We start from the raw sequence: 25,627 nt of genomic DNA, 5'->3' as shown, positions 1-25,627 counted from the left end.
CCATGCCGTCGTCCCTTCCCGTGCCCACGCCGTCGTCCCTCACCGTCTCCCGGCGTACCGTCCTCGCCGGAGCCGCCGCCGCGACCGCCGTCACCGCCCTCCCCGGGTTCCCCGGCACGGCGCACGCCGCAGCCGCCGCGGGACCCGCGGCCCAGGCCGCCGCCCACGCCGAATCGGCCGCCGGCTCCGGCGCCGCGAGCACCCCGTACCGCTGGCGCACCGCGGTCATCGGCGGCACCGGCTTCATCACCGGCGTCCTCTTCCACCCGGCCGTACGCGGCCTCGCCTACGCCCGCACCGACATCGGCGGCGCCTACCGCTGGGACGCCCGCGCCGCCCGGTGGGTCCCGCTCACCGACCACCTCGGCTGGGACGACTGGAATCTCCTCGGCGTCGAGGCGATCGCCGTCGACCGCGCCCACCCCGACCGGCTGTACCTGGCCCTGGGCACGTACAGCCAGCCATGGGCGGGCAACGGCGCCGTGCTGCGCTCCGAGGACCGCGGCGCGACCTGGTCCCGCACCGACCTCACCGTCAAGCTCGGCGCCAACGAGGACGGCCGGGGCACGGGCGAGCGCCTCCTCGTCGACCCGCGCGGCAGCGACACCCTGTGGCTGGGCACCCGCCACGACGGCCTGCTGAAGTCCACCGACCGGGGCGCCACCTGGGCCCCCGCGACCGGTTTCCCCGCCGAGCCCTCGGCGACCGGCCAGGGCGTCACCTTCCTCGTCGCCGCAGGCCGCACCGTCTACGCAGGCTGGGGCGACGGCGGCGCCACCCTCCTGCGCTCGACCGCCACCGGCTGGGAGCCCGTCCCCGGCCGGCCGACCGGCCCCGCCGCCAAGGTCCCGATCCGCGCCGCGTACGACGCCTGCGCCCGCGAGCTGTACGTCACCTACGCCGACGCACCCGGCCCCAACGGCCAGACCACCGGATCGGTCCACAAGCTGCACACCGTCACCGGACGCTGGACCGAGGTCACCCCGGTCCGCCCGGGCGGCACGACGGCCGACGGCGGCGCCGACACCTTCGGCTACGGCGGCGTCGCCGTCGACGCCCGCCGCCCCGGCACCGTCGTGGTCTCCACCAACAACCGCTGGGCGGACGTCGACACGCTCTTCCGCTCCACCGACGGCGGCGCGCACTGGACCTCTCTCAAGGACACCGCGGTCTTCGACGTGTCGGAGACCCCCTTCCTGAAGTGGGGCGAGGAGCACCCCAAGTTCGGCTGGTGGATCCAGGCACTCGCCCTGGACCCCTTCGACGCGAAGCACCTGCTCTACGGCACGGGCGCGACGCTCTACGCGACCCCGGACCTCACCCACTGGTCCCCGCGCGTCCGCGGCCTGGAGGAGTCCGCCGTACGCCAGCTGATCTCGCCGCCGGTCGGGACGGCGCATCTGATCAGCGGGCTCGGCGACATCGGCGTCATGTACCACGACAGCCTCACGGCGTCCCCCTCCGACGGCATGGCCACGCGTCCGGTGTTCGGGTCGGCGACCGGACTGGCGCAGGCCGCGCTGCGGCCGGACCATGTCGTCCGCACCGGCTGGGGCGACCACGGCAACGGCGCGTACTCCACCGACGGGGGCCGGACCTGGGCGCCCTTCTCCGCCCAGCCCCCCATCGCCAAGGACGCACCGGGACCGATCGCCCTCGGCGCCGACGCCACGGCACTGCTCTGGTCCTTCGTGCACTGGGACGGCACCAGGCACGCCACGCACCGCTCCACCGACAACGGTGCGACCTGGACCGAGGTCTCCTCCTTCCCGAAGGGCGCCACGCCGGTCGCCGACCCGGCCGACCCGACGCTCTTCTACGCGTACGACACCGACACAGGAAACGTATACGTGAGCACTGACAGTGGCGTCTCGTTCACCGTCGGTGCGACCGGACTCCCCGCGGGCGACACCCAGTTCCGGATCGCCGCGGCCCCCGGGCGCCGCGGCCACCTCTGGCTCTCCGCCAAGTGGAACGGCCTGTACCGCTCCACCGACGCCGGCCGCACCTTCACCGAGGTGACCAGCTGCTGGGCCTCGTACGCCCTCGGCTTCGGCAGGGCGGCCGAGCCGGGCGGCTACCCGGCGATCTACCAGACCGGTGCCACCGCCGACGTCGTCGGCGTGTACCGCTCCGACGACGAGGGCGCGAGCTGGACCCGTATCAACGACGACGCCCACCAATGGGGCTGGACGGGCGAGGTGATCACCGGCGATCCGCGCCTCTACGGCCGCGTCTACCTCGGCACGAACGGCCGGGGCGTCCAGTACGGGGACATCGCCTGATGCCCGGCCTCGACGACCTGACCCGCCCCCACGACGGACGGCCGGACCGCCCGGCCCGCATCCTCTTCGGCGGCGACTACAACCCCGAGCAGTGGCCGGAGGAGACCTGGCCGGAGGACGTCCGCCTGATGAAGGAGGCCGGCGTCAACTCGGTCACCCTCGGCGTGTTCTCCTGGGCCAGGATCGAACCGCGCCCCGGCGCCCGTGAGTTCGGCTGGCTCGACCGGCTCATGGACCTCCTGCACGCCCACGGCATCGGGGTCGTGCTCGCCACCCCCACCTCCTCGCCCCCGCCCTGGATGGGACGCCTCCACCCCGAGACCCTGCCCCGCGACGCGGACGGCCGGACCGAGTGGTGGGGATCCCGGCAGCACTTCTCCCACTCCAGCCCGGCCTACCGGCGCTACGCCGCCGCCGTCACCGAGGACCTCGCCGCCCGCTACGGCGGCCACCCCGCCCTGACGATGTGGCACATCAACAACGAGTACTGCACCTTCGACTGGGGCGATGAGGCGGCCCGTACCTTCCGCGGCTGGCTCCAGGAGAGGTACGGCACCCTCGACGCGCTCAACACGGCCTGGGGGACCGCCTTCTGGAGTCAGGGCTACGACAGCTGGGACGAGATCCTGCCGCCCCGGCACGCCCACTACATGAAGAACCCCGCCCATGTGCTCGACTTCCGGCGCTACACCTCCGACATGCTCCTGGAGTGCTACCGCGCCGAGCGGGACATCGTGCGCCGCCACACCCCGCACATCCCCGTCACCACCAACTTCATGCCGTTCTGGACCGGCCAGGACGCCTGGACCTGGGCACGCGAGGAGGACCTCGTCTCCGTCGACATCTACCCGGACCCCAAGGACCCGTACGGCGGCCAGTACAACGCCATGATCGGCGACATGACCCGCTCCCAGGCGGGCGGCGGACCGTGGATGGTGATGGAGCAGGCGGCGGGGCCGGTCAACTGGCGCGGTGTCAACCACCCCAAACCGTACGGTCTCAACCGCCTCTGGTCCCTCCAGTCCGTCGCCCATGGAGCCGACGCCCTCTGCTACTTCCAGTGGCGGCAGTCCCGTCAGGGCGCCGAGAAGTTCCACTCCGGCATGCTCGGCCACGCCGGGGAGAAGGGCCGCGTCTTCCGGGAGGTCAAGGAGATCGGCCGCGAACTGGCCCTCGTCGGCGAGCAGGTGACCGGGCAGCGCGTCCGGGCGGACGTCGCCGTCCTGCACGACTGGAACTCCTGGTGGGCCGGCGACCAGGACGGCCGGCTCTCCGACCTCGTCGACCACCCCGAGATCGTCCGGGCCTGGCACCGCGCCCTGTGGGAGTCGCACACCACCGCCGCCTTCGCCCACCCCGCGCACGACCTGTCCGCCTACCGCCTCGTCGTCGTCCCGCGCCTCTATCTCCTGGACGACACCGGGATCGAGAACCTGCTCGCCTACGTACGCGGCGGCGGCACCCTCGTCTGCGGCTTCCTCACCGGCGTCGCCGACGAGGACGACCGCGTACGTCCCGGCGGCATGGACCCCCGCCTGCGCGAACTCCTCGGGATCGACGTCCTGCACGAGTGGTGGCCGCTGGACGCCGGTGAGCGGGCCGACTGCGGGGACTTCCACGGCACCCTGTGGTCCGAGGAGCTGGCGCCGGCGCCGGGCGCGGAGGCCGTCGCCGCCTACCGGGGCGGGGAGCTCGACGGACTGCCCGCCGTGCTCCGCAACGGCCGTGCCTGGTACGTCTCCACCCTGCCCGAGCCCGGCGCGCTGCGCGCCCTCCTCGCCCGGATCGCCCAGGACGCCGGGGTGCGGCCCGTCCTCGACGGCCTCCCGGACGGGGTCGAGGCCATCCGCCGCGGCGAGCTGCTCTTCGTCCTGAACCACCACCGCGACGAGGTCACGGTCAAGATCCCCGGCCACCACCGGGACCTGCTCACCGGCGCGGACGTCGACGGCACGCTGCACCTCGCCCGGTACGGCGTCGCGATCCTCGAGGAACCGGCGTGACGGTCACGGCGGGGGAGCCCGGCCCGGTCCACGGCACCTGGGAGGCGGCGCCCGCGGCCCGTTGGGAGGACGCGTTCCTCAGCGGCAACGGCCGGCACGGGGCCATGGTCCTCGGAGACCCGGACGACGACCGGGTGATCGTCACGCACCACGCGCTCGTCCGGCCCAACAACGCCGAGGAGGACACCCGCCCCCCACGCCTCGCCGACGAACTCCCCGGTCTTCAGGACCGGTTGCTCGCCGGGGACGTCACCGCCGCCGAGCGGTTCACCGACGGCCGGCCCCTGCGCTGGGTCCGCCCCTTCCACCCCGCCTTCCAGGTCCGGCTGCGCCGTGAGGGCGGCGGCACGGCGCGGGGGTACCGCAGGGCCGTCGACTACACCACGGGAGTGGTGACCTCCGTGCGCGGCCCGCGGCGGAGCGAGGTCGTCGTCTCGCGCGCGGACGACGTGGTCCTGCAGTACGTGACCGCTCCCGGTCCCACGGTCGAACTCCACCTCGACCACCGGCTCCCGGGCGTCCCGCCGGACCTGACCGTCGGCCGGAGTGTCGCCCTCACCCCGGACGGCGTCCTGCTCACGCTCCGGATGGGCTACCCCGGCAGCCGTCTCGCCTGCACGGGCGTGACCTTGGCGGTCACGGGCGGCGGCCGCACGGTGATCACCCCGGCGGGCGTACGGTTCGTGGGCGCTCGCGCGCTGCTCGTCCTGACCCGGGTACGCCGGCACGAGGGCGAGCTGGACGCCGTCGCCGAGGCCGAGGAACTGCGCGCCCTCCTCCGCGCCGTCGAGACCCCCAAGCCCCCGGGCCGGGACCCCGCCCCCACCGGCCGGGACCTCGCGACCACCGGAACGCCCCTCGTCTCCGCCGACGGCGGCCTCGCGGCGACGGGTCGGGGCGCGACGGCCACCGGCGGGGACCTCGCCGCTCCGGGCTGGGCCCCGGCCCCCACTGTCCGGGACCTGGCGACCACCGGCGGGGACCTCGCCGCCACGGGCGAGCACCCGGTCGCGCCCGACCGGGGTCCGGCCGCCACCGACGGGGACCTCGCCGCCGCGGGCGAGCGCCCAGCCGCGACCGGCCGGCACTCCGCCGCCACCGACCGGGACCTCGCCGCCGTGTACGCCCGTCTGCTCGACCGTCACACGGCCCTGCACCGCCCCGCCTACGCGCGCGTCACCCTCGATCTCGCTGCCGATCCGGCCGAGCGCGCGCTCCCCGGCACCGCCCTCCTGCGCCGCACCCGGAGCCCCGCCCTTCTGGAGCGGCTCTTCGCCGCCGGCCGTTACCACCTGCTGTCCGCCTCCGGCATGCTGCCGCCCCGGCTCACCGGACTGTGGACCGGCGACTGGAACACCGCCTGGTCCGGTGCCTTCACCACCAACGCCAACCTCAACCTCCAGACCGCCTCCGCCGTCGCCGCCGACCTCCCCGAGGTCACGGAGGCGCATGCCCGGCTGATCATGGGGCAGTTGGCCGACTGGCGGGACAACGCCCGCAGCATCTTCGGCACCCGGGGCATCGTCGCCCCCTCCCACACCGACGGAGTCAGCGGCCACACCTACCACTTCAGCCGCGAGTACCCCCTCCACCTCTGGACGGCGGGAGCCGACTGGCTCCTGAAGCCGCTCGTCGACCACGACGAGTCCCGAGGGACCCGCGACCCCCGCCTCGCCGCCGCGCTCGCCGAAGTCGCCGACTTCTACGAGGACTTCCTCACCCGCACCGGTCCCGACGGGAGCGTCGTCGTGGTGCCCTCCTACTCGCCCGAGAACCGCCCCGCCCGCGCGAGCTGGGGCGCCATCAACGCGACCATGGACCTCACCGCCGCCCGGCACGCGCTGCTGACCGCCGCCGCGTACCACCCCGGCCCCGCCGCGGACCGCCGCCGCGCGCTCGCCGACCGCCTGCCCCCGTACCGGATCAACGACGACGGTGCGCTCGCCGAATGGGCCTGGCCCGGCCTCGACGACACCTACGACCACCGCCACCTCAGCCACCTCTACGCCGTGTGGCCGCTCGACGAGATCAACCCCTACGACACCCCGGAGCCGGCACGGGCCGCCCACCGGGCGCTCGCCCTGCGCGGCGCCGAGAACGACTCCGCCCACGGGCACCTGCACCAGGCCCTGGTCGCGGCCCGCCTCCGGGACGGCTCCCGCGCGGAAGCCGCTCTGCACCGGGTCCTGGCGGGCGACTACTTCCACGACTCCCTGATGAGCTCCCACTACCCGGGCCGTGACGTCTACAACGCCGACGCCGCGCACGCCCTGCCCGCCCTGCTCGTCGAGATGGTGGTGCAGTCGACGCCCGACCGCCTCGTCCTGCTGCCCGCGCCCCCCGCCGCGTACCCGAGCGGCCGGATCACCGGCATCCGGACCCGTTTCGGTGCCCGTGTCGACCTGACCTGGGGGCCGGGGACGTACACCGCGGTCGTCCGCCCCACCCGCAGCCACCGGATCGACCTCCGAAGCCCCGCCGGCGCGCATCCGCTCGACCTGTGCGCCGGCGTCGACCGCGTCCTCACCCCCGAGACGCGGTAGCCCCCCACCCCCCACGGAAGGACCGACCATGGCACCACGCACGACCACGGCCGCCCGGCTCCGCACCGCGCTGCTGGCACCCGTTCTCGCCCTCGGCGCCACGCTGGGCCTCGCCGCCGACCCCGCCCAGGCGGCCGTCTGGAACAGCTGCGACCGATGGGGCAACACCACCCTCGGCGGATACACGCTCTACAACAACATCTGGGGCTCGGGCGCGGGCAGCCAGTGCGTGTGGGCCAACTCCGGTACGAACTGGGGCGTCTGGGCCGATCACCCGGACACCGGCGGCATCAAGTCGTACCCCAACGCCAAGAAGGTGGTGAACCGGAAGATCAGCGCGATGACCACGCTGACCAGCAGCTACAACGTCACGGTGCCGTCCTCGGGGGCGTACAACAGCTCGTACGACATCTGGGACACCGACTACGACTACGAGATCATGCTCTGGGTCAACGCGACCGGCCCCGTCGGGGCGCTCGGCGACCACCAGGGCACGGCCACCCTGGGCGGCCACACCTGGAGCGTCTACAAGGGGAAGGTCCACAACGCCGACGGCACGTACCACGACGTGTTCTCGTTCCTGCGGACCTCCGACTCGACCGCCGGCACCGTGAACATCCTGCCGATCCTGAAGTGGATCAAGGACACGAAGAAGTGGATGGGGGACGAGACCATCGGTGACGTGCAGTTCGGATTCGAGATCACCTCGTCGTCCGGCGGCAAGGACTTCGTCACCAACAGTCTGACCGTCAGCTCCGGCTGACCGCCGGAGCGGGCCCCGAGCTGTCCCGCACGGTCAGCTCGGGCGGCAGGAGCACGACCCCCTCGTCCGGCCGGCCCTGCAGCTTGGCCACGAGGAGCTCCACCGCCTGCCGCCCGAGCTCCTGCGCCGGGACCGCGACGGACGTGAGCCGCACGGAGGCCTGGACGGCGACCTGTTCGGGACAGACCGCGACCACCGAGACATCCTCCGGAACGGCCCGTCCGCCCTGCCGCAGCAGGGCGAGCAGCGGCTCCACCGCCGCCTCGTTCTGGACGACGAACCCGGTGGTGCCGGGCCGCTCGTCGAAGATCCGGCCGAGCGTCCCCGCGAGGGAGGCGTAGCCCCCCTCGCACGGCCGGTGCAGCACGCGCAGCCCCAGTCGCGCCGCGCGCTCGCGCAGTCCTTCGAGGGTGCGCTCGGCGAAGCCGGTGTGGCGCTCGTAGACGCCGGGCGCCTCGCCGATGACGGCGAGGTCCCGGTGCCCGAGCGCCGCCAGGTGTTCGGCGCACAGGGCACCGGTCGCGGCGAAGTCCAGGTCGACGCAGGTGAGCCCCGAGGAATCGGCCGGCAGTCCGACGAGGACCGCGGGCTGGCCGCCTTCGCGGAGCAACGGAAGCCGCTCGTCCTCGAGTTGGATGTCCATCAGGATCATGGCCTCGGCGAGGCCGCTGCCGGTGACACGCCGGACGGCGGCGGGTCCCTCCTCGCCCGTCAGGAGGAGGATGTCGTAGCCGTGTTCGCGGGCGGTGGTGGCGATGGCGATGGCGATCTCCATCATCACCGGTACGTACATGTCGGTGCGCAGCGGCACCATCAGCGCGATGATCCGGGACCGGTTGCTGGCCAGGGCGCGGGCGCCGGCGTGCGGGTGGTATCCGAGGTGCTCGATGCTGTCGCGGACGCGCTGCCGGGTGACGGCGGAGATGGACCGCTTGCCGCTGAGGACGTAGCTCACCGTGCTGGCCGACACTCCGGCGTGCCGGGCGACCTCGGCAAGGGTGACCATCCCCACTCCCGATCGTGTGAAGCGCTTCGACAGCGATGAACTCAGCTTGTGAGGCTCTGAACAGGGAGACGGTATCTCGGGCCCTGGCAGGTGTCCAGGCTTCTGGACACACAATCGAAGCGCTTCGATGGAGAAGGTGCCGATGCCAGGGGACTTTCCGGGGCGCTCCTCCCGTCCACGCCTCAGGCCGACGCGGGAGGGGCGGGCGGGACGACCGCGACCGGGCAGTGGGCGTGATGCAGGACGGCGTGGGCGACCGACCCCATGAGCAGTGACTCCATCCGGTGCCTGCGGTGGCGGCCCACGACCACGAGACCGGCGCTTTGCGAGCCCTCGACGAGCCGGCCCGCCGCGTCCGAGGGGACCACGGCGGGGACGACCTCGACGTCCGGGAATCGCTCGGTGAAGGGCCGCAGCCGCTCCTCCTGGCGCCGTGTGGTCTCCGTGACGAGCTCAGGCGTCTCGTCCATGGGGAGCGGCGGCGGAATCTGGAGCGCGGGGGCGGGCGGGCCGGCCAGGATGACGGGGGAGGGCGGCAGCCGGTAGGCCGTCACCGCCTCGACGGCCACGTTCCGCTGCCGGGCGGCGTGGAAGGCGAAGTCCAGAACCTCGTCGGCGGTCTCCTCCGGGTGCAGCCCCAGCAGGATCCGGCCCGCCGTCGCGCCGCTCTCCAGCGACACGTCCCGCGCCTCGTGCGGTACGACGACGACCGGGCAGGGCGCGGACGAGGCGAGGGCCCGGCTGGTGGAGCCGAGCAGGAGGCTCGTGAAGCCGCCGCGTCCCCGGGAGCCGGTCACCAGGAGCCGCGCCGTCCGGGCCTCGGCGAGCAGGGCGTCCGGCACGGAGCCGTCGAGCGACGCGTACCGCACGGGCACGTTCCCGCCCTGCTCCTCGATCCACGCGCGGACGCCGTCGAGGACGCTGTCGGGGATCTCGGCGGGTTCGCCGAGCGAGGCGATGCGCGCGGCCCCGAGCTGGAGCGCCTCGGAGCGCACATGCGCCACCACGAGCGGAGCGTCGAGCCCCCGGGCGGTGTTCAGTGCCCACTCCAGGGCTCGGTGACTGTGCTCGGAACCGTCCACGCCGACGACAACCGACTTTGCGCTCATATCGGGATTATCACCCCTGTTCGGGGTGGCGCGCCGGAAGAGACCGGGGCCGCGTGCGGACGGCGGCCAGGACGCAGCTGTGCCCGTACTGCCAGACGCTTCCCACCGCGCCGAAGCCCGCCTTGCGCATCAGCTCCATGTGGCGCTGCGCCGTGAGGCCGTTGTCGTCGCCGAGGTCCAGGCCGCGGGCCTCCCGTTCGGCCAGGAGGTCGGCGAACCGGCCGTCGGCGGCCACGCCGGCCCACCACCCCCGCCAGTCCTCGGGAGGCCGGGGGCCACGACGCGCGTCGTGGCCCCCGGCCACCGCGGCGGCGAGCCGGCGGATCGCGGTGTCCTCCTGGAAGAGGTGGTCGGCGTTCACCAGCACCCCGCCGGGCCGCAGCAGCCCGTGGACCTCCTCGTACACCGAGGCGAGCACGTCCACGGGCAGGTAGTGCAGCGCCGTCGTGGAGACCACCGCGTCCAGCGGACCGGCGGCGGACAGCGCGGCGGCCCAGGGCCCCGATCCGATCCGCGCGTCCACGAACCCGACCGCGTCGCCGTGCACCGCCCGACCCAGGGCCAGGAGCAGCGGGTCGTGGTCGACCGCCAGGACCCGGGCGTGCGGGAGGCGGTCGGCGAGCCGGGCGGCGAGCGAACCGGGTCCGCAGCCAAGATCGGCGACGAGCGGCCGGCGCATGCCCCGCGTGCCGTGGGCGACCACGTCGGCCACGACGTGGAAGCGCTCCTCGCGGGCGGTCGCGTAGAGCTCCTGCTGGCGCTCCCAGCGATCCACCCAGAGACGGGCGGCCGTCTCAGCCGTCATGTTCCGTGCCATGGTGCGTCCTTGCTGTTGGTGCTGTTGGTGCTGTTCGTACTTCTGGCGCGGGCGGGGCCGTGGGTATGTCGTCCGCCGCGGACGACACAGGGGCGGCGGGCGCTTCGAGCCGGCCCGTCGCGGCGACCAGGGCCGCGACCGCGGTGGCCGCCGCCGCGGCGAGGAAGCCCCAGGTGTGGCCGTCCTGCCGGTCGACGACGACGCCGGTGACCGCGGAGCCGAGCGCGGCCATCGAGAGGTTGACGGTCGTGAGCCAGGTGTACGCCTCGTTCAGCATCCGCTCGGGCACGACCTGCGAGACGAGCTCGGCCTCCACCGTCAGCGCGGGGGCGATGACGGCGCCGGAGACGAAGAGGACAGCACCGAGGGCGTACGAGTTCGGCATCAGCGCCCACACCGCGTACCCGGCGGCGAGCGCGGCGAGCAGGACGAGGAAGCGCCGTCCGAGGGACCCGCGGAACGTACGGCTGCCGTACCACAGGCCCGCCGCCGCGCTGCCGATGCTCCAGACGGCGATGAGTATCCCGGTCACGCTCTCGGCCGACGCACCGTCATGCGCCTTGGTGTACGCGGCGATGGCGACGGGCGAGCCGCCGAAGGAGAACGCGATGCCCGCCGCGCACAGCAGCAGCATCCGCAGCGCCGGCTCCCGCAGCGGCCCGATCCCGCGGGCCGCCTTCGCGCCCCCGGACGGCAGCGCGCGCATCGCCCGGCCGCGCGCCACCACGAACGTGCCGAACCCCGTGCACAGCGAGGCGAAGACCAGGGCGGCCGCCGGGCCCGCCGTGCCGTTGCCGGTGCCCAGGGCGTCGCCGAGCGGGGTGCCGAGGAGCATGAACGCGGAGAACAGCAGCGGCCCGACGACGAAGACCAGCTCGAACAGGGTGGATTCGGCCGCCATCGCCGCCTGTCGTACGTCGCCGCGGCCGCTGTCCTCGTTGGTCAGTGTGGTCCACGCCGCCCGCAACGCCGGGCTGATCGCCGGGAACGCGGCGCCCGAGAGCGCGGCGACGGCGCACAGCACCCCGAGCGGCAGCCGGGCGAGCACCGCGGCCAGCAGCACCAGCTGGAGGGCGGCGTAGACCGCGGCGTACAGCGGCAGGACCCGGCCCGCGCCGTAGCGGTCCGCGAGGCGTCCGGCCACGGGGGCGGTGGCCGCCGTGGCGAGCGAGATGGTGGCGCCCACCAGGCCCGCCTCGGTGAACCCTCCGCTGGTCTCCTTCACCAGGAGCAGCCAGGCGAGGATCGTGACGCCCTGCCCGAGGCGGGCGACCACACCGCCCACCAGGAGCAGGGGAGCCCCCGGCACCCGCCACAGCCGGCCGTACCGCGCCATGCCGGTCATCGTCCGCCTCCACAGGTCTCGCCGGTCACCCGGAAGTCGCGCGCGGTCGCCTCGACCGCGGCCAGGACGGCCGCGCTGTCCGGACCGCGGAACCGGAACCGGCCCCCGACGTGCTCGTAGTAGGCGTCCGCGGCGGGCAGGACGTCTCCGGGGCGCAGCAACTCCTCCGCGTACGGACCCGGCCGCCGGCCCGACATCGGCGTGACACCGGTGATCACGCACGGCCGGGCCGCCGGGGCCGGGGCGAGCAGCCACCCGGCGGTCTCCGCCCGGGGTGGCGGCGCCCAGGGTCTCGGCTCCTCGCCCAGGGCGATGCGGAACGCGGCCTCCATCAGGTCGTAGCCGTGCACCTCCCGCCAGACGTACGGGATCTCCGCCCCGCCCACCCGCGCGCCCACCTCGAGGAAGGTGACGCGCGGCCCGGACGGCGCCTCGGCGTCCACGAACACCTCCAGGTGGAAGGGGGTGGGGGAGGAGGTGAGCGCCCGCAGCGCCCGGACCGCGAACTCGCCGACCGCCGCCACGACGTCGGCCCGGTCCTCCTCGACCGAGCCGAGGGTGGCGCCGTGCCGGAAGCCCAGGCAGGAGTTGACGTAGCGGGACGTCCTCCAGCAGAGCAGTTCGCGGCCGTCGAAGACGCCGTCCACGTGGAACACCGGATGCGGGATGTGCACCTGTGCGATCAGTGGCCGGTCCGCGGCGAACTGCACCTCGTCCAGGTCGTGTTCGTCCCGGACGAGCACGACCCCCTCGCTGCTGCTGCCGGTCGCCGGCTTGACGACGACCGGGCGCTCGTGCGCGTCGGCGAGCGCGCGCACGTCCCGCGGTCCGGCGACCCGGGCCGTCGGCGGGACGGTGAGCCCGGCCCGCGCCACGGTGGCCGTCATCAGGTACTTGTCCCGGAAGGGCAGCAGCTCGTCGGGGCGTCGGCCGCGACAGTCCCACTCCAGGGCCACCTGGGCCGCCACCAGCAGATCGTCCTCCTTGAGCGCGACCACCGCGGTCGGGGCGCCGTGCCGGGCGGCGAGGCCGTCGACCTCCTTGCGGACCCGCGCGAGATCGTCGGTCGCGGGTACGACGACGGTCTCGGCCGCCGCCGGGGGCAGGGCCTCCGCCCCGACCTCGGTCGTCACATAGGTGACGGCGTAGGCGGAGTGGTCGACGTACCGCGCGTAGTGCGCGTAGTCGGCCCGCCAGCGGTGGAGGACCACGAGGTGCGGCCGCCGCGCGCTCACGCGCCGCCTCCGAGGTCTGCCAGGTCCGCCAGGTCCGCCAGGGCGTAGAACCCCGCGCCGTCCAGGTAGTGCACGGTGTTCAGGTCCCGGGCGAGCACGTGTTCCGAGGCGTGCGCCAGGCCGATCATCATCGGCTCCGTGGTGTCGTCGACGGTCAGCGGGAGCCGCCCGCCCTCCGGAACAGCGATGTGCACGTTGTGGAAGCTCTCCAGCGCCTCCACCTGCGGCAGCAGGGGATATCCGGCGAGCGTTCCGCTGACCGGTGAGGTCAGATAGGCCATGGCGACGTGCCGCTCCACGCGGTGCGCGTCGCCGACGGAGGCGAGGAAACGTTCCGGGCGCAGATAGGCGTCGACGGTCCGCTCGATCTGCGACTCGCCGGCCGCGAGCCGCGCGAAGTAGGCCGCGTCCGCGCCGCACAGCCGGATGCCCGCCTCGACCAGACGCGGCCCGTCCGGCGTGAGCATGATCTCCAGATGGGCGGGCCCATGCCGGACCTCGAGGGCGTCGAGCACCTCGAAGCCGTACTCGATCAGCCGCGCGCGCTCGGGGGAGCCGGGGTGCGTGGAGACGGCCGCGCTGATGCGGTCGGTGACGCCGTTGGCGGAGATCTTCATGTACCGCCACACGTCGGTGCACCGGTGGTGCCCGTCGCGGCTCACCGTGTTGACGACGTACTCCGTGCCCTCCAGATGCTCCTGCACCACGACGCCTTCGTTGCGGAAGGAGAAGATGTTCGTCGCGGCCATGATCTTCTCGTAGGCGGCGGCCGTCTCCTCCGGGCTCGCGCAGAAGCTGACGTGGTCGTTGCCGGCGCTGCGGACCGGCTTGACGACGGCCCGGCCGCCGAGCTCGCGGTGCCAAGCGGCGGCGTCCTCGGCCGAGGCGGCCAGATGCTGGCGGGTGCCGGGCAGACCGGCCGCCTTGATCGTCTCGATCTGGGTGTGTTTGTGGCGGCGGGCGGCGCTGAGCTGGGTGCCGTTGCCGGCGAGCCCCAGCGCCTCGGCGAGCCGGTCGGCCAGCTCGACCCCCAGCTCCCCGCCCGTGAGCACGGCGACCGGCCGGTGCGCGGCGACCGCCCGGAGCGTGCTCGCGAAATCACCGTCGTCCACGATGTCGTCGGCGAACTCCTCCGTACGGAACGAACCGCGGTAGACCGGGGGGACGGACGGGGTGCTCTGGACCCGGACCACCGGGTGGCCGGCCTCCTGGAAGGCGCGGGCCAGGCGCAGGGTCGGCGCGTACACGTCGACCATCACGACCGGCGCCGGACCCCCGCCCCGCCCGGCGGTGTTGTCGTCTCGCATGGTTCCCTCAGCTCTCCCGGTCGAGGCCGGCCAGGACCTCCAGCAGGTGGTCGATGTCGTCGGGGGTGTTGTAGACGTGCAGACTTGCCCGCACCGAGGAGTCCTTCTCCCCGGCGTGCCCCTGGCAGTGCCCGTCCGCGCGCACCATCAGCCCATGGCTGGCCAGGATGAACCCCAGGTCGTTGGAGCCGATGGCGCGGTGGCGGAAGGTGACGATGCCCTGGCGGCGCTGCACCGTGGACGCGGCGGTGAGACTGAGCGGACAGCCGAGCACCTCGTACGAGCCGAGCCGGCTGAGCCCGTCGGTGAGACGGACGCCGAGATCGACCGTCCAGCGTTCGATCCGCCGCGGGTCCGCCGCCTCCAGCCAGTCCAGCGCGGCGTGCAGACTGACGATGCCGCTGGTGTTGGGGCTGCCGCTCCACCCGCCGGGCTCGAACACCGGCCCGCGCAGATTGCGGGCCCAGACGGCGCCGACACCGGGCAGGGCCATCGCCTTGTGCCCGGAGAAGACGGCGAAGTCGACGTCGAGGGCGCCGAGGTCCACGGGCTTGTGCCCGATGCTCTGCGCCGCGTCCAGACAGATCACGACGTCGGGGCCCGCCGTGGCACGGATCCGGTGCACGTTCATGTCGGCGCCGTAGACGTGGTGGACGTGCGTGGCGGCCACGAAACGGGTGCGCTCGTTGACCAGCCGGGCCAGCGCCTGCTGGTCGTAGTCCCGGGAGTCCGTCTCGTACGGCATCTCCCGTACGGTGATCCGCACACCGCGCTCCGCGAGCAGCCGTCGGGCCTCCAGCCAGGGCACGGCGTTGGCCTGGTGGTCGGCGAACGGGACGACGATCTCGTCACCGTCGCGCAGGTACGGGACGAGCCAGTCGCGCGCGACCGCTCGCAGGCCCTCGGTCGTCCCGCTGGTGAAGTGGACGCCCGACCGCTCCGGCCCGGGATCGCCGAGGAAGGACTTCACCCGCTCCCTGGCCCGCTCGATCAGCTCGGTCGTCCGGTTCGCCCAGGGGTACGTGCCCCGCCCGGCGTTGGCGTTCGACGTGGTCAGATAACGGTGCACGGCGTCGAGGACCGCCTGCGGCTTCTGGGCGGTGGCCGAGCTGTCCAGGTACCGGACGTCCGGATGCCCGGTGACGATGGGGAACTGGTCCCGCAGCCCCGCCTGCCAGGAGACGAGATCGACCGGCGGGGCGGGAGTGGTGTCGAGAGGCAGTGTCATCTCAGTCCCTCACCAGCGGAGCGCCGGCGTCGCGCCAGGCGATGATGCCGCCCGCGAGGCTGCGCACATCGGTGTGGCCCATCCGGTGGAGCAGTGCGGCGTAGCGCACGGACTGTTCGCCGACCGGGCAGGCGAGCAGGACGGGCTGGTTGCGGCCGAACGGCAGCCCGCCATGGAGGAGTTCGGCGAAGATCTCGTCGACGATGTTCACCGAGCCGGGGATGTGCAGCGCGTCGAAGGCGAAGGAGCCCCGCAGGTCGACGACGAGGGGCCGCGCGTCGGCGATCCACCGACGGGCCTCTCCCGCGTCGATCGTCGTGGCGGCGGCGATCTCGGCGTCCGTGAGCGTGGCGACGGAGTTGCGCCGGGCCGGTTGCCGCAGCAGCTCGGGCCGCCGCTGCCGCACATAGCTCATGTAGCTCTCGACGCGGTCGCAGACGATGAAGACGGCGGTCCTGCGCTCCTCCTCGTCCGTCAGCGTCTCGTCGATGGCCCGCAGATGCCGGACCGCGCCGAAGTAGGCGGCTCCGCCCGTGGGGCCCGCCAGCATGCCGCAGCGACGGACGAGCGTGATCATGCCGTCGATGGCCTCGTCGGCGGTGACGGACTCGATGGTGTCGTACGTGGCCGGGTCGAACAGACCGACCTCGTGGACCTCGTCGATGTTCCGGATGCCGGGGATGAAGTCGGACTTGTGGGCGACCAGGCCGATCACGCCGACGTTCGGGTCGTGGCCGCGCAGGGCGCGGGCGGTACCGGTCGAGGAGCCCGCGGTGCCGACGGCCGCGACGAACCAGTCGGGGGCCCGGCCGCCGAGGTCCTTCACGATCTCCGGCCCGGTGGCCGTCCGGTGCGCCTCGATGTTCAGCGGGTTGTAGTACTGGTCCGTGTGGACGTAGGCGCCGGTGTCGGCGGAGAGCATCTGGTGGATCTTGGTGAGCGGGTCCTCGGTGTTCGTCGGGTCCAGGCACTCGGCCTGCCCGGGAAGCTCCTCGATCTCCGCGCCCAGGAGGAGCAGCAGGTCCTTGATCTCGGGGACCTTCATCCGGTTGGTGACGCTCTTGAACGGCAGCCCGTGCATGCCGGCGATGACGGCGAGGGCCTTGGCGGTGTTGCCGCTGGACAGCTCCACGACCGTGCGCGTGACCTTGCCGTCGCTGTCGCTGTCGCTGTCGCCGTCGCCTTCCGTGGCGATGAGCGGCTGGACCATGTTCCAGGCCGCGCGGTCCTTGACGGAGCCGAAGGGGTTGAGCATCTCCAGCTTGGCGTAGAGATCGATGTGACGCAGTCCGTGTATCTCCGGTGCTATGCGGACGAGCGGGGTGTCGCCGATGACATCGGTGATGGAGTCGTACTTCAACAGTCTTCCCCCGTGGAAGTGATGGGCCAGTAGTTCTCGTCGAGGCACCAGTCCCACCGGTCGCCCGCCCGGTATGCGGCGACCTTGCGTGCGATGGGCTGGTGCAGGGCGTGGTCGGCGCTGAAGTCCATGAAGTAGCCGGCGGTGTTGGCGAAGGCGAGCAGGTCGCCGGGTGCCGGACGGCGTGGCAGGTACACCAGCCGCCGCGTGATGAAGTCCGCCTCCAGACAGAGGTTCCCGATCAGGTGAACCCCGACCGGACCGTCGCCGTCGGCCTCCCCCCTGGCGCCGGGGCGCTCCACGAGCACCGGGTCCATGAGGACGCCGTGCTCCTCCAGGCTGACGTCGGAGGCGTTCATCTCCAGGCGTACGAAGCAGTCCCCGCCCGGTGTGTCGCGGACCTCCAGGACGCGGGCGAGCGCGACACCGCACTGGTCCACCAGGGCGCGACCCGGCTCGATGTGCAGGTCGTACAGGCTCTCCAGGAGCAGAGTCGCCAGTGGCCGGCCCAGCGACTGGCCGCGCATCGCGAGGAGTTCGTCGAAGTAGCGCGGTCCCGACACGGGCCGGTGGGCGGGGTAGAGGCCGAGCGCGCCGCGCAGGGTCCCGCCGTCGTTGCGCAGCCCGTAGCCGTGCCCCTGCCAGGTCAGGGCAGGGCGCCTGCCGAGCACGGCGTTGGTCAGTTCCGAGGTGTACGTCTCCCACTGGGCGCCGTCGGCGAGATAGTCCACGCCGAAGCCGCCGCCGATGTCGACGACGCGGGGGCGCAGGCCCCGGGCGGCGCACTCGTTCATCACCCGCAGGCACCCTTCGAAGGCGGTGGCCTTCTCGGCGGCGCCGATGGTGTCGAGGTGGTAGGCGACGCCCAGGAAGTCGAGGGACTCCCGGTGCTTGTCGAGGATGTCGAGAAGCACGGTGGCCGAGGCGGCCGGCGTGCCGAACCTGCTGCGCCGGCTCAGCACGGTGACCCCGGTGCTGTCGAAGTCGGAGAGCCGCAGGAGGACGCGGACCGCAGGGAGCCGGTGCTTCTCGACCAACGCGGCCAGCGTGCGGAGCTCGTCGGCCGAGTCGACGTTGACGATGACACCCGTCCGCGCCGCGAGCCACAGGAACTCGGGGCTCTTCGGGCCGGTCGCCATGATGCGCTCCGGCGCGAAGCCGCAGCCCAGCGCGTGCTGGAGCTCGTGCAGCGAGGCGATGTCGATGTGGGCGTCGGTGGCGGCGAGGCGCCGGACGAGCGCGCTGGAGCGGTTGGCCTTGTGGGCGAAGTAGATCGTGCCGGCCAGCCGGTGCTTCTCATACACCTCCTGGAAGCGGCCGACGTTCTCGGCGATCTGGTCGGGAAGCACGATGTTCAACGGAGATCCGAGCGCCCGGGTCAGCCGGTGGAGGAGCTCGGTGTCGTCGAGGAGCGACGCCAGCCGGGGCTCGAGTCGTGGAGCGAGATACAGCGGAGTGCTCATGAATGTGCGGACTCCTGGTCTTCTCGTAGGGGCGGACCGGCCGCGAAAGCGCCGCGCCGTGCGTCCGCTTCGACCCTAGTGCGCAACGACAATCGTTTTCAATCAAGGAATGGTACGTGCCGCTTGTGCAGGTCGCCGTGGCACGCGAGGAGTTGGGCCGCGCCGGGCTCGGCCTCCCGCAGGAGCGGCGCGTTCCGGACGCACAACTCCTGGACGGGCGCGTCCAGTGCGGGGAAAAGGGGGCAGCGGTTCCGGAAGGAGCAGCCCGCACCGGTCGACGGCAGCGGATCACCGTGCAGCACCACCCGCTCGCGCTCCCGGGCCGGATCGGTCGAGGGCGAGGCGTCGACCAGGGCCCGGGTGTACGGATGTCGGGGCCGCCCGAGCACCTCCCCGGCGGGGCCGGCCTCCACCACCCGCCCCAGGTACATCACGGCCACGTCGTCGGCGGAACGGCGCACGAGCCGGATGTCGTGGGACACCAGCACGTAGGAAAGGCCCATCCGGGCCCGCAGGCCGTCGAGCAGGTCCATCACCCCGGCCCGCAACGGCACGTCCAGGGCGGACACCGGCTCGTCGAGCAGCACGAGCTCCGGCCCCGTGGACAACGCCCGTGCGATGGCCACGCGTTGACGCTGACCGCCCGACAGGCGGGCGGGCCGGACCTCCGCGACGCTCCCGGGAAGCTCCACCAGGCGCAGCAACTCCTCGACCCGGCGCCCGCGTTCGGCGGGCGTCGCACCGCGCAGCGCGAGCGGCTCCGCGACGATCTCCCCGACGCGCATCCGCGGATCGAGCGAGGCCGCGGGATCCTGGAACACCACGCTCATCCGGTGCCTCAACTCCCGTCGGCCGGACGGTGCGAGCGAGGCGAGATCGTGCCCGAGCACCTCGATCCGGCCCGCCGCGGGCGCCCGCAGCCGCAGAATCTCGTGGAGCGTGGTGGTCTTCCCGCACCCCGACTCGCCGACCAGCGCGAGCGCCCTTCCCTGCCGGAGGCTGAGGCTCACCCCGTCGACCGCGCGAACCGCCCGGCCCCGACGCGCCGCGTAGTGCCGCTCCAGGCCCTCGACACGCAGCACTTCGAGTGGTCCGGCCGGAACCGGGGCCCGGTCCGGGACCTCCGCCGGCGTGTCGCCGGGCCGTGGTGCGGGCCGTGCCGTGGCGGGACGCGTCGCGGTGGGACGCGGGCCGGTCGCGGCCTCCTCCATACGCCGGGTGGCGGCCAGCAGATGCGCCAGGTCGCCGCCCGAGCCCGCACCGCCCTCACCGCCCGCACCCCCGTCCTCGACGCCTCCCGCTCCGGGACCCGACAGCAGCGCCGCCACCTCGCCCGCCGCGCCGAGGCGGCCGTCGCGCATCACCGCCACGCGGTCGCAGCACCGGGCCACCACCCCCAGGTCGTGGGTGATCAGCAGCAGCGCGCACCCGCGCTCCGCGCGCTGGCGGTCCAGGAGGTCCAGGATCTGCGCCTGCACCGTCGTGTCCAGGGCGCTCGTCGGCTCGTCGGCGATCAGCAGTTCGGGATCGCAGGCGAGGGCCATGGCGATCGCGACCCGCTGCCGCATACCGCCGGAGAGCTCGTGCGGGTACGCCCGCGCCCGGCGTGCCGCGTCGGGGATCCCGACCCGGTCGAGGAGGCCGACCGCGCGCTGCCGGGCCTCCGCCCGCGGGACCCTCCGGTGCGTCCGTATCGCCTCCTCGATCTGCCGCCCCACCGACATCACGGGCGTCAGCGCCGCCAGCGGGTCCTGGAACACCATGCCGATCCGCTTCCCCCGGATCCGCGACATCTCCCGGTCCGGAAGGCCCACCAGCTCGCGCCCGTCGAACCGCACCGAACCGCCGACCTCCCCGAGCCCCGGCAGCAGACCGATGAGCGCCGAGGCCGTCACCGACTTCCCCGAGCCCGAGGTCCCCACGACGGCGAGCGCCTCGCCGCGCGCGAGGGTCAGATCCACCCCCTCCACCGCCCGCCGCGAACCCGCCGCGAAGGTGACCGACAGACCGCGCACCTCCAGCAGCGGATGTGCCCTGACCTCAGCCGTCTCAGCCGTGCTGGCCGTCGTAGCCGTCATGGCCGTCCTCCTCGTCCAGTACGCGCCGCAGCGCCTCGCCCAGCAGTCCCACGGCCGTCACCGTCAGCACGAGAAAGCCCACCGGCGCGAGGAACACCCACGGATACGTCAGCGCCGAGCCGCTCCCCACGGCCAGCAGCGTCCCCAAGGACACATCGGGAGGCTGGATCCCGAAGCCGAAGTAGCTCAGTCCCGCCTCGCCGAGGATCGCCGCACCGACGTGCAGCGTGCAGTCGATGACCAGCAGCGGCACCAGATGCGGTACGAGATGCCTGCGCAGGATCCAGCCCGTCGGCGCGCCCATGAAGCGGGCCGCCGTCACGAACTCCCGCCGCCGCAGGCTCACCGCGCGGGCGCGCACGACGCGCGCGGTGAGCATCCACTGGAACAGGGCGATGACCAGGACCGTCCACAGCCAGGAGCGGTCCCGCAGCGCCGGTGAGAGCACGGCGACGACGAGGAAGGACGGCAGGACCAGGAGCATGTCCACGCCCCACATCAGCGACCGGTCGACACCCCGGCCGACGTACCCCGCCGTCAGCCCGACCAGCGTCGCCAGCAGCGTGGAGAGCCCGGCCACCAGCAGCCCGATGAGCAGGGACTTCCGCAGCGCCGTCAGACACTGCGCGAGGAGGTCCTCACCGAGCCGGGCCGTGCCGAGCCAGTGGTCCGCGGACGGCGGCAGCAGAGCAGCCCCGGGATCCTGGGTGACAGGGTCGTACGGCCAGAGCCAGGGCCCCACGAGCGCCGAGCCGGCCAGGAACAGCAGCAGGACGGCTCCGCAGAGCGCGAGCGGGCTCCGTAAGAGCCGGGCCGGCACCGAGGAGGGAGCGGTCATGGCCCGGCCCTCCGTATCCGGGGATCGAGCACGGCCAGCAGCGCGTCGCCGAGCCACCCCGCCAGCACCACCAGCACGGCGATGAAGAGGGTGACGGTGGCGACGACGGTCGCGTCCTGCTCGTGGATCCCGGTGAGCAGCCAGTCGCCCATGCCGTTCCAGCCGAAGATCCGCTCGGTGAACACCCCGCCCGTCAGATGCAGGCCGAAGGTGAACGAGAAGAGCGTGACCATCGGGATCAACGCCATCCGGATGCCGTGCCGCACCACCGCCTTACCGCGCCGCAGGCCCTTCGCCCGCGCCGCCCGGAGGAAATCGCTGCCGAGCACGTCGAGCATCGCCGCCCTCTGATAGCGGCTGTAGAACGCGGCCTGGGGGAGTGCGACGGCGAGCGTCGGCAGGGCCAGGTGCCGCAGCCGGTCACCGAACGCCGCCCACCCGGTGAGCTCGGAGCCGGGTGTCGTCTCGGCGGAGAAGTACAGCACCTGCGTGCCGACGGCCTCGTTGATGGGCAGCCACGCCATTTTCAGGACCGTCCCCAGGACGAACACCGGAATCGCGAGCAGCACCAGCGAGCCCACCAGGGACACCCCGTCGCTCAGCCGGCCGCTGCGCAGGGCGTTCCACACCCCGATCACCACCCCGGCGGCCATCGCCAGCAGACTCCCCGCGAGGAACAGACGCACGCTGGTGCCGCAGCGCCGCCACAGCTCGTCCCCGATCCGCTGCCCGCCGACCGTCTCGCCGAAGTCCCCGCGCGGAACCCCCGACAGCCAGTCGAGGAAACGGACCGGCAGCGGCGAGTCGAGCCCCAGGCGGTGCGCCCGTGCGTCGATGACGGCCTGCGGCGGTCGCGGCTGGTGCCCCCTCAGCTCCGCGAGCGGGTCGAAGCTGAGGGAGGCCAGCACGTACGCGGCGAGCGTGGCGGCCAGGCACAGTCCCACCCGCCAGGCGAGCCGCCGCACCAGATGGACGGCCGCCCCCCTCACTTCACGAACCCGGCGCTCTCGAAGCCGTACGAACCCAGCCCGCGCGCCCCGTAGTTCGCGAGGTCGGCGCGGACCGCGTACGCGCCGGAACCGGCGTAGAGCGGCAGATGGTGGGCGTGCTTCCAGGCCAGTACGTCGATCCTGTTCGCGATCTCGCGCCGCTTGCCGGCGTCGAGCTCGGCCAGGCCCCGGTCGTACAGCTCGTCGATCCCGGGGACGTGGATGCGGCCGAAGTTGCTGCCGAAGTCATCGCCCTCGGGCTTCTGGAACACCGGCCGGTCGTGGGCGAACGGCGAGGCGGACTTGGTCCATTCGAAGGCGATGAGGTCGAAGTTGCCCGGCAGCAGATAGCCGTCGTAGAAGTTCTCCAGCGGCACGGTCCGGGTGCGCGCCTCGATGCCGACGGCCCGCAGCTGCTCCGTGACGAGGGCGGTGACCGTCCGTCCCACGGGCGTGGCCTGGCCGACGAGCCGCAGGGTCAGCCTCTTGCCCGCGCGCTCGCGGTAGGCGCCGTGCTTCTTCCAGCCCAGCCGGTCGAGCTGCCGTCCCGCCGCAGCGGCGTCGAAGGGCAGCGTCGCGGAGTTGTCCCGGTAGCCGGGGTCGCCCGGCGGCAGGATGTGGTGACCGACCGGTGCGGCCCCGGGCACGATCCGGCCGACCAGGGCGTCGGTGATCGCCTTCGGGTCGACGGCCTGGGCGACGGCCCGGCGCAGCGGTTCGTCGGCGAGCGGAGCGCCCTCGGCGCCGTTGAAGGTGAGCTGCCCGGCGAGGCGTTCGGGGGCCTGCCGGATCTCCACTCCGGGCATCGTCCGGGCCCGGGTGAACAGATCCAGGTCCGCGCCGACGGGGTAGAGGTCGATGCCCCGGTTGGCCAGCTCGTCGGCGCGCGCCGCCGGGTCGAGGACGCGCAGGACGACCCGGTCCAGGGGAGGCCGGCGCGCCCACCAGGAGGCGTTGCGCTTCAATGTGATCGTCTTCCCGGTCCGGTCGATCCGCTCGACGGCGAACGGGCCCGAGGTGATCGGTGGCTCCTCCAGCCAGCCCCTGTTGAAGGAACTCGCCTTCGCGGTCAGCTCCTTGGGCACCAGCGGGCGGAACAGCCCCTGCCATTCGGCGAACGGCCGGCGCAGCGTGACCACGGCCACCTTGTCCGAGGAGCCCCGCTGCACCGAGACGATGTCCGCGTACCCGACGTTGCTGTACCCCTCGTACGCCGTGTCCCGGCCGCTGAGCGCCTGCCATTGCCCGCGCAGGTCCTCCCAGGTGAGGGGGCGGCCGTTGCTCCAGACCGCCTTGTCCGCGATCGTGTACGTGATGACGTGCGGAGAGGTCGACGTGAGGGCGGCCGAGGTGAAGAACGCCTTGTTGAGGACGTGTCCGCCGTCCGGGGCCTCGTTGAAGGCGCTCGGCAGGACCGCCTCGGCGAGCTGCCAGGTCACCACGCGCGCGCCGTTGACCTGGACGGGGTTGTAGTTGGTGGGCAGCGCGTCCACGGGTACGCGCAGATCGCCTCCGTCACGCAGGTCGCCGACGGGCCGGGCGTTGATCTGCTGCTCGCCGCGCGCCGCGGTCGCGTCGCGCTGGGCCCCTGCTCCGGGGCCGTCCGGCGTGCCGCTGCACCCGCTCAGTAACGCGGCGGCGCAGGCGGCCGCCACCCAGGCGGCCCTGGTCGGCCGTCTCGAGGTTCCGGTCATGGTCGTACGTCCCCCTTCTCCGGGCAGCGCTCGCTGCGCGGCCGCGGGCCGGGGGCCGGTTCGGCGGCGGGTCGAACCGCCCCCGGTGCGGGCAAGACGATAATCGTTTTCAGTAGCGGCTCGCAAGTAGGACCGGAGCGCTCATCGAGATCGAACAGATCGAACAGGCGAACCCGCGCCCGGCGGTGCCGCCATACTGGGACGCGGCGGGACCCGAGAGGCGGAACAGTGAGTCAACACAACGCGCGGTACGACGTCTTGGTGATCGGCGGCAGTGGCGTCGACACCGTCGTCCGGGTCGACACCCTGCCCGTCCCGCTCGCCGACTCGGTCCATGTGGGGCCGATCGAGGAGTGGGCGGGGCACACCGGCGGGAACGTGGCACTCGGCACCCGCGCCCTCGGCCTCGAGGTCGCCCTGCTCGACTGCATCGGAGACGACGGGACCGGGGCGCTCGTACGGAAGCGCATGGCCGAGGGGGACGTCGAGTTCGCCCCCGTGATCTCGCCCGCCGGGACGCGCCGCGCGGTCAACCTCGTCGACGCGACGGGGCGCCGGATGTCGTTCTACGACGCCAGGGACCCCGCCGACCTGCGGATGCCCAGGGACTTCTACCTGCCCCGGCTGCGGCGCACCCGCCACGCCCACCTGTCCATCATGAACTTCACGCGTTTCCTGTACGACGACATCGAGGCCCTGGGCGTCCCCGTCTCCACCGATCTGCACGACTGGGACGGACTCGCCGAACACCACCGGGAGTTCGCCCTCCGCTCCGACCTCGTCTTCCTCAGCGCGGAAGGGGCCGGCGAGGGAACACCGGAGCTGATGCGCGAGATCCTGCGCGAGGGCCGCGCGGAAGCCGTGGTCGCCACGGCGGGCGCGAGCGGCTCCTACGTCCTCACCCGGAACGGCGGCCGCACCCCACGTCACATCCCGGCGGTCGCCCCGTCCGCGCCCGTCGTCGACTCCAACGGCGCGGGTGACGCGTTCGTCAGCGGCTTCCTCTACGGCAGGCTCGCCGGCCGCGACGTCCTGGACTGCGCCCGTCTCGGCGCGGTGGCCGGAGCCCACGCCTGTACGGCGCCGGGCTCCACCGCCCTCATCACCGCGGAGGCACTCCTGGCGGCGTCCCAGGGCTGACGGCTCGCCCCGGTGGACGGGAGCGTACGAGCCCCGTCCACCGGAACGCATCAGCCGCCCGCCCTCGCCTTCACGTGATCGATCACCTCGGTGAACTCCTTCGTCGGCGAGAAGTCGACGTAGTCGGAGTCCTCCAGCGCCAGGGGAGCGTGCCCGGGAGCCCAGTAGAAGGCGTCACCCGCGCGGTAGACCTGGTCCCCGTCCTTGGTGCGCATCTTCACCGCGCCGGAGAAGACGTAGCCCCAGTGGGGGCACTGGCACAGGTCGTCCGGCATCCCCTCCAGAGCGGGCCCGAGATCGGTACCGGCGGGCAGGTGGACGAACGCCACGCTGATGTCGCCGCCGATCTCCTGTGTCCGCAGCTCCACGCCGTCACCGGCGATGGCCACAGGGGTGTCCTCCCGTGTCGTTGCCCTCATCGTTC

Annotated in this window: 19 protein-coding genes; 5 read left to right on the top strand and 14 right to left on the bottom strand. The window is 73.2% G+C overall.

Translation table 11 applies throughout. The features are described from left to right. Nucleotides 1-2: 2 nt before the first annotated feature. Genes ACFYV5_RS34420 through ACFYV5_RS34405 form a run of 4 tightly spaced genes read left to right on the top strand, consistent with a single transcriptional unit; the run spans nt 3 to nt 7,594 of the window. A complete protein-coding gene (locus ACFYV5_RS34420) occupies nt 3-2,285 on the top strand; it encodes a 1,4-beta-glucanase (RefSeq protein ID WP_389175390.1) in 2,283 nt (760 codons plus the stop codon). Next, nucleotides 2,285-4,288 (top strand): beta-galactosidase, encoded by a 2,004-nt coding sequence (locus ACFYV5_RS34415; protein WP_389175388.1) that lies wholly within the window; start codon nt 2,285-2,287, stop codon nt 4,286-4,288. The genes ACFYV5_RS34420 and ACFYV5_RS34415 overlap by 1 nt, the downstream gene beginning before the upstream one ends. Next, the gene (locus tag ACFYV5_RS34410) at nt 4,285-6,831 is read left to right on the top strand and encodes a glycoside hydrolase N-terminal domain-containing protein (protein ID WP_389175385.1); all 2,547 of its coding nucleotides are present in this window, start codon (nt 4,285-4,287) and stop codon (nt 6,829-6,831) included. The genes ACFYV5_RS34415 and ACFYV5_RS34410 overlap by 4 nt, the downstream gene beginning before the upstream one ends. 28 nt (nt 6,832-6,859) lie before the next feature. Next, on the top strand, nt 6,860-7,594 hold the full coding sequence (locus ACFYV5_RS34405) for a hypothetical protein (protein WP_389175382.1): 735 nt from the start codon (nt 6,860-6,862) through the stop codon (nt 7,592-7,594). Here ACFYV5_RS34405 and ACFYV5_RS34400 read toward each other — a convergent pair. From ACFYV5_RS34400 to ACFYV5_RS34340, 13 genes are all read right to left on the bottom strand, one after another. After that, nucleotides 7,581-8,600, bottom strand: coding sequence for a LacI family DNA-binding transcriptional regulator (locus ACFYV5_RS34400; RefSeq protein WP_389175379.1), 1,020 nt, complete (start codon nt 8,598-8,600; stop codon nt 7,581-7,583). The genes ACFYV5_RS34405 and ACFYV5_RS34400 overlap by 14 nt on opposite strands. Nucleotides 8,601-8,782: 182 nt before the next feature. Further along, nucleotides 8,783-9,709, bottom strand: coding sequence for a universal stress protein (locus ACFYV5_RS34395; protein WP_389175376.1), 927 nt, complete (start codon nt 9,707-9,709; stop codon nt 8,783-8,785). A 10-nt stretch (nt 9,710-9,719) separates the two neighbouring features. After that, nucleotides 9,720-10,526 (bottom strand): class I SAM-dependent methyltransferase, encoded by an 807-nt coding sequence (locus tag ACFYV5_RS34390; RefSeq protein WP_389175373.1) that lies wholly within the window; start codon nt 10,524-10,526, stop codon nt 9,720-9,722. Then, nucleotides 10,504-11,871, bottom strand: coding sequence for an MFS transporter (locus ACFYV5_RS34385; protein ID WP_389175370.1), 1,368 nt, complete (start codon nt 11,869-11,871; stop codon nt 10,504-10,506). Before ACFYV5_RS34385 ends, ACFYV5_RS34390 begins: the two co-directional genes overlap by 23 nt. Continuing rightward, the gene (locus tag ACFYV5_RS34380; protein WP_389175367.1) at nt 11,868-13,106 is read right to left on the bottom strand and encodes an acetyl-CoA carboxylase biotin carboxylase subunit family protein; all 1,239 of its coding nucleotides are present in this window, start codon (nt 13,104-13,106) and stop codon (nt 11,868-11,870) included. Before ACFYV5_RS34380 ends, ACFYV5_RS34385 begins: the two co-directional genes overlap by 4 nt. Continuing rightward, nucleotides 13,103-14,413 (bottom strand): ATP-grasp domain-containing protein, encoded by a 1,311-nt coding sequence (locus ACFYV5_RS34375; RefSeq protein WP_389175365.1) that lies wholly within the window; start codon nt 14,411-14,413, stop codon nt 13,103-13,105. The genes ACFYV5_RS34380 and ACFYV5_RS34375 overlap by 4 nt, the downstream gene beginning before the upstream one ends. A 7-nt stretch (nt 14,414-14,420) precedes the next feature. Next, entirely contained in the window at nt 14,421-15,641 is a 1,221-nt protein-coding gene (locus ACFYV5_RS34370) for an aminotransferase class V-fold PLP-dependent enzyme (protein WP_389175362.1), read from the bottom strand. 1 nt (nt 15,642) lies between these two features. Further along, nucleotides 15,643-17,001 carry a pyridoxal-phosphate dependent enzyme gene (locus tag ACFYV5_RS34365; RefSeq protein ID WP_389175359.1) on the bottom strand — a complete coding sequence of 453 codons (1,359 nt, stop codon included), beginning with the start codon at nt 16,999-17,001 and terminating at the stop codon, nt 15,643-15,645. Beyond that, the gene (locus ACFYV5_RS34360) at nt 16,998-18,464 is read right to left on the bottom strand and encodes a Y4yA family PLP-dependent enzyme (protein ID WP_389175356.1); all 1,467 of its coding nucleotides are present in this window, start codon (nt 18,462-18,464) and stop codon (nt 16,998-17,000) included. The genes ACFYV5_RS34365 and ACFYV5_RS34360 overlap by 4 nt, the downstream gene beginning before the upstream one ends. Before the next feature lie 98 nt (nt 18,465-18,562). After that, a complete protein-coding gene (locus tag ACFYV5_RS34355) occupies nt 18,563-20,542 on the bottom strand; it encodes a dipeptide ABC transporter ATP-binding protein (protein WP_389175353.1) in 1,980 nt (659 codons plus the stop codon). Then, nucleotides 20,514-21,380 (bottom strand): ABC transporter permease, encoded by an 867-nt coding sequence (locus ACFYV5_RS34350; RefSeq protein WP_389175350.1) that lies wholly within the window; start codon nt 21,378-21,380, stop codon nt 20,514-20,516. The genes ACFYV5_RS34355 and ACFYV5_RS34350 overlap by 29 nt, the downstream gene beginning before the upstream one ends. Continuing rightward, nucleotides 21,377-22,369, bottom strand: a complete 993-nt coding sequence (locus tag ACFYV5_RS34345) for an ABC transporter permease (RefSeq protein WP_389175348.1) — start codon at nt 22,367-22,369, stop codon at nt 21,377-21,379. The genes ACFYV5_RS34350 and ACFYV5_RS34345 overlap by 4 nt, the downstream gene beginning before the upstream one ends. Further along, on the bottom strand, nt 22,366-24,063 hold the full coding sequence (locus ACFYV5_RS34340) for an ABC transporter family substrate-binding protein (protein WP_389175345.1): 1,698 nt from the start codon (nt 24,061-24,063) through the stop codon (nt 22,366-22,368). The genes ACFYV5_RS34345 and ACFYV5_RS34340 overlap by 4 nt, the downstream gene beginning before the upstream one ends. 228 nt (nt 24,064-24,291) lie before the next feature. Here ACFYV5_RS34340 and ACFYV5_RS34335 point away from each other — a divergent pair, with 228 nt between their 5' ends. After that, on the top strand, nt 24,292-25,203 hold the full coding sequence (locus ACFYV5_RS34335; protein WP_389175342.1) for a carbohydrate kinase family protein: 912 nt from the start codon (nt 24,292-24,294) through the stop codon (nt 25,201-25,203). Between the two features lie 50 nt (nt 25,204-25,253). Here the strand turns inward: ACFYV5_RS34335 and ACFYV5_RS34330 are convergent, their stop codons facing one another. Then, entirely contained in the window at nt 25,254-25,622 is a 369-nt protein-coding gene (locus tag ACFYV5_RS34330) for a hypothetical protein (protein WP_355114074.1), read from the bottom strand. Nucleotides 25,623-25,627 lie beyond the last annotated feature (5 nt).

The sequence above is a fragment of the Streptomyces sp. NPDC003035 genome (genome assembly GCF_042888285.1).
Taxonomy (GTDB): domain Bacteria; phylum Actinomycetota; class Actinomycetes; order Streptomycetales; family Streptomycetaceae; genus Streptomyces.
Note: the sequence above shows the minus strand (reverse complement) of the source record. Positions and strands in the feature narration are given on the sequence as shown.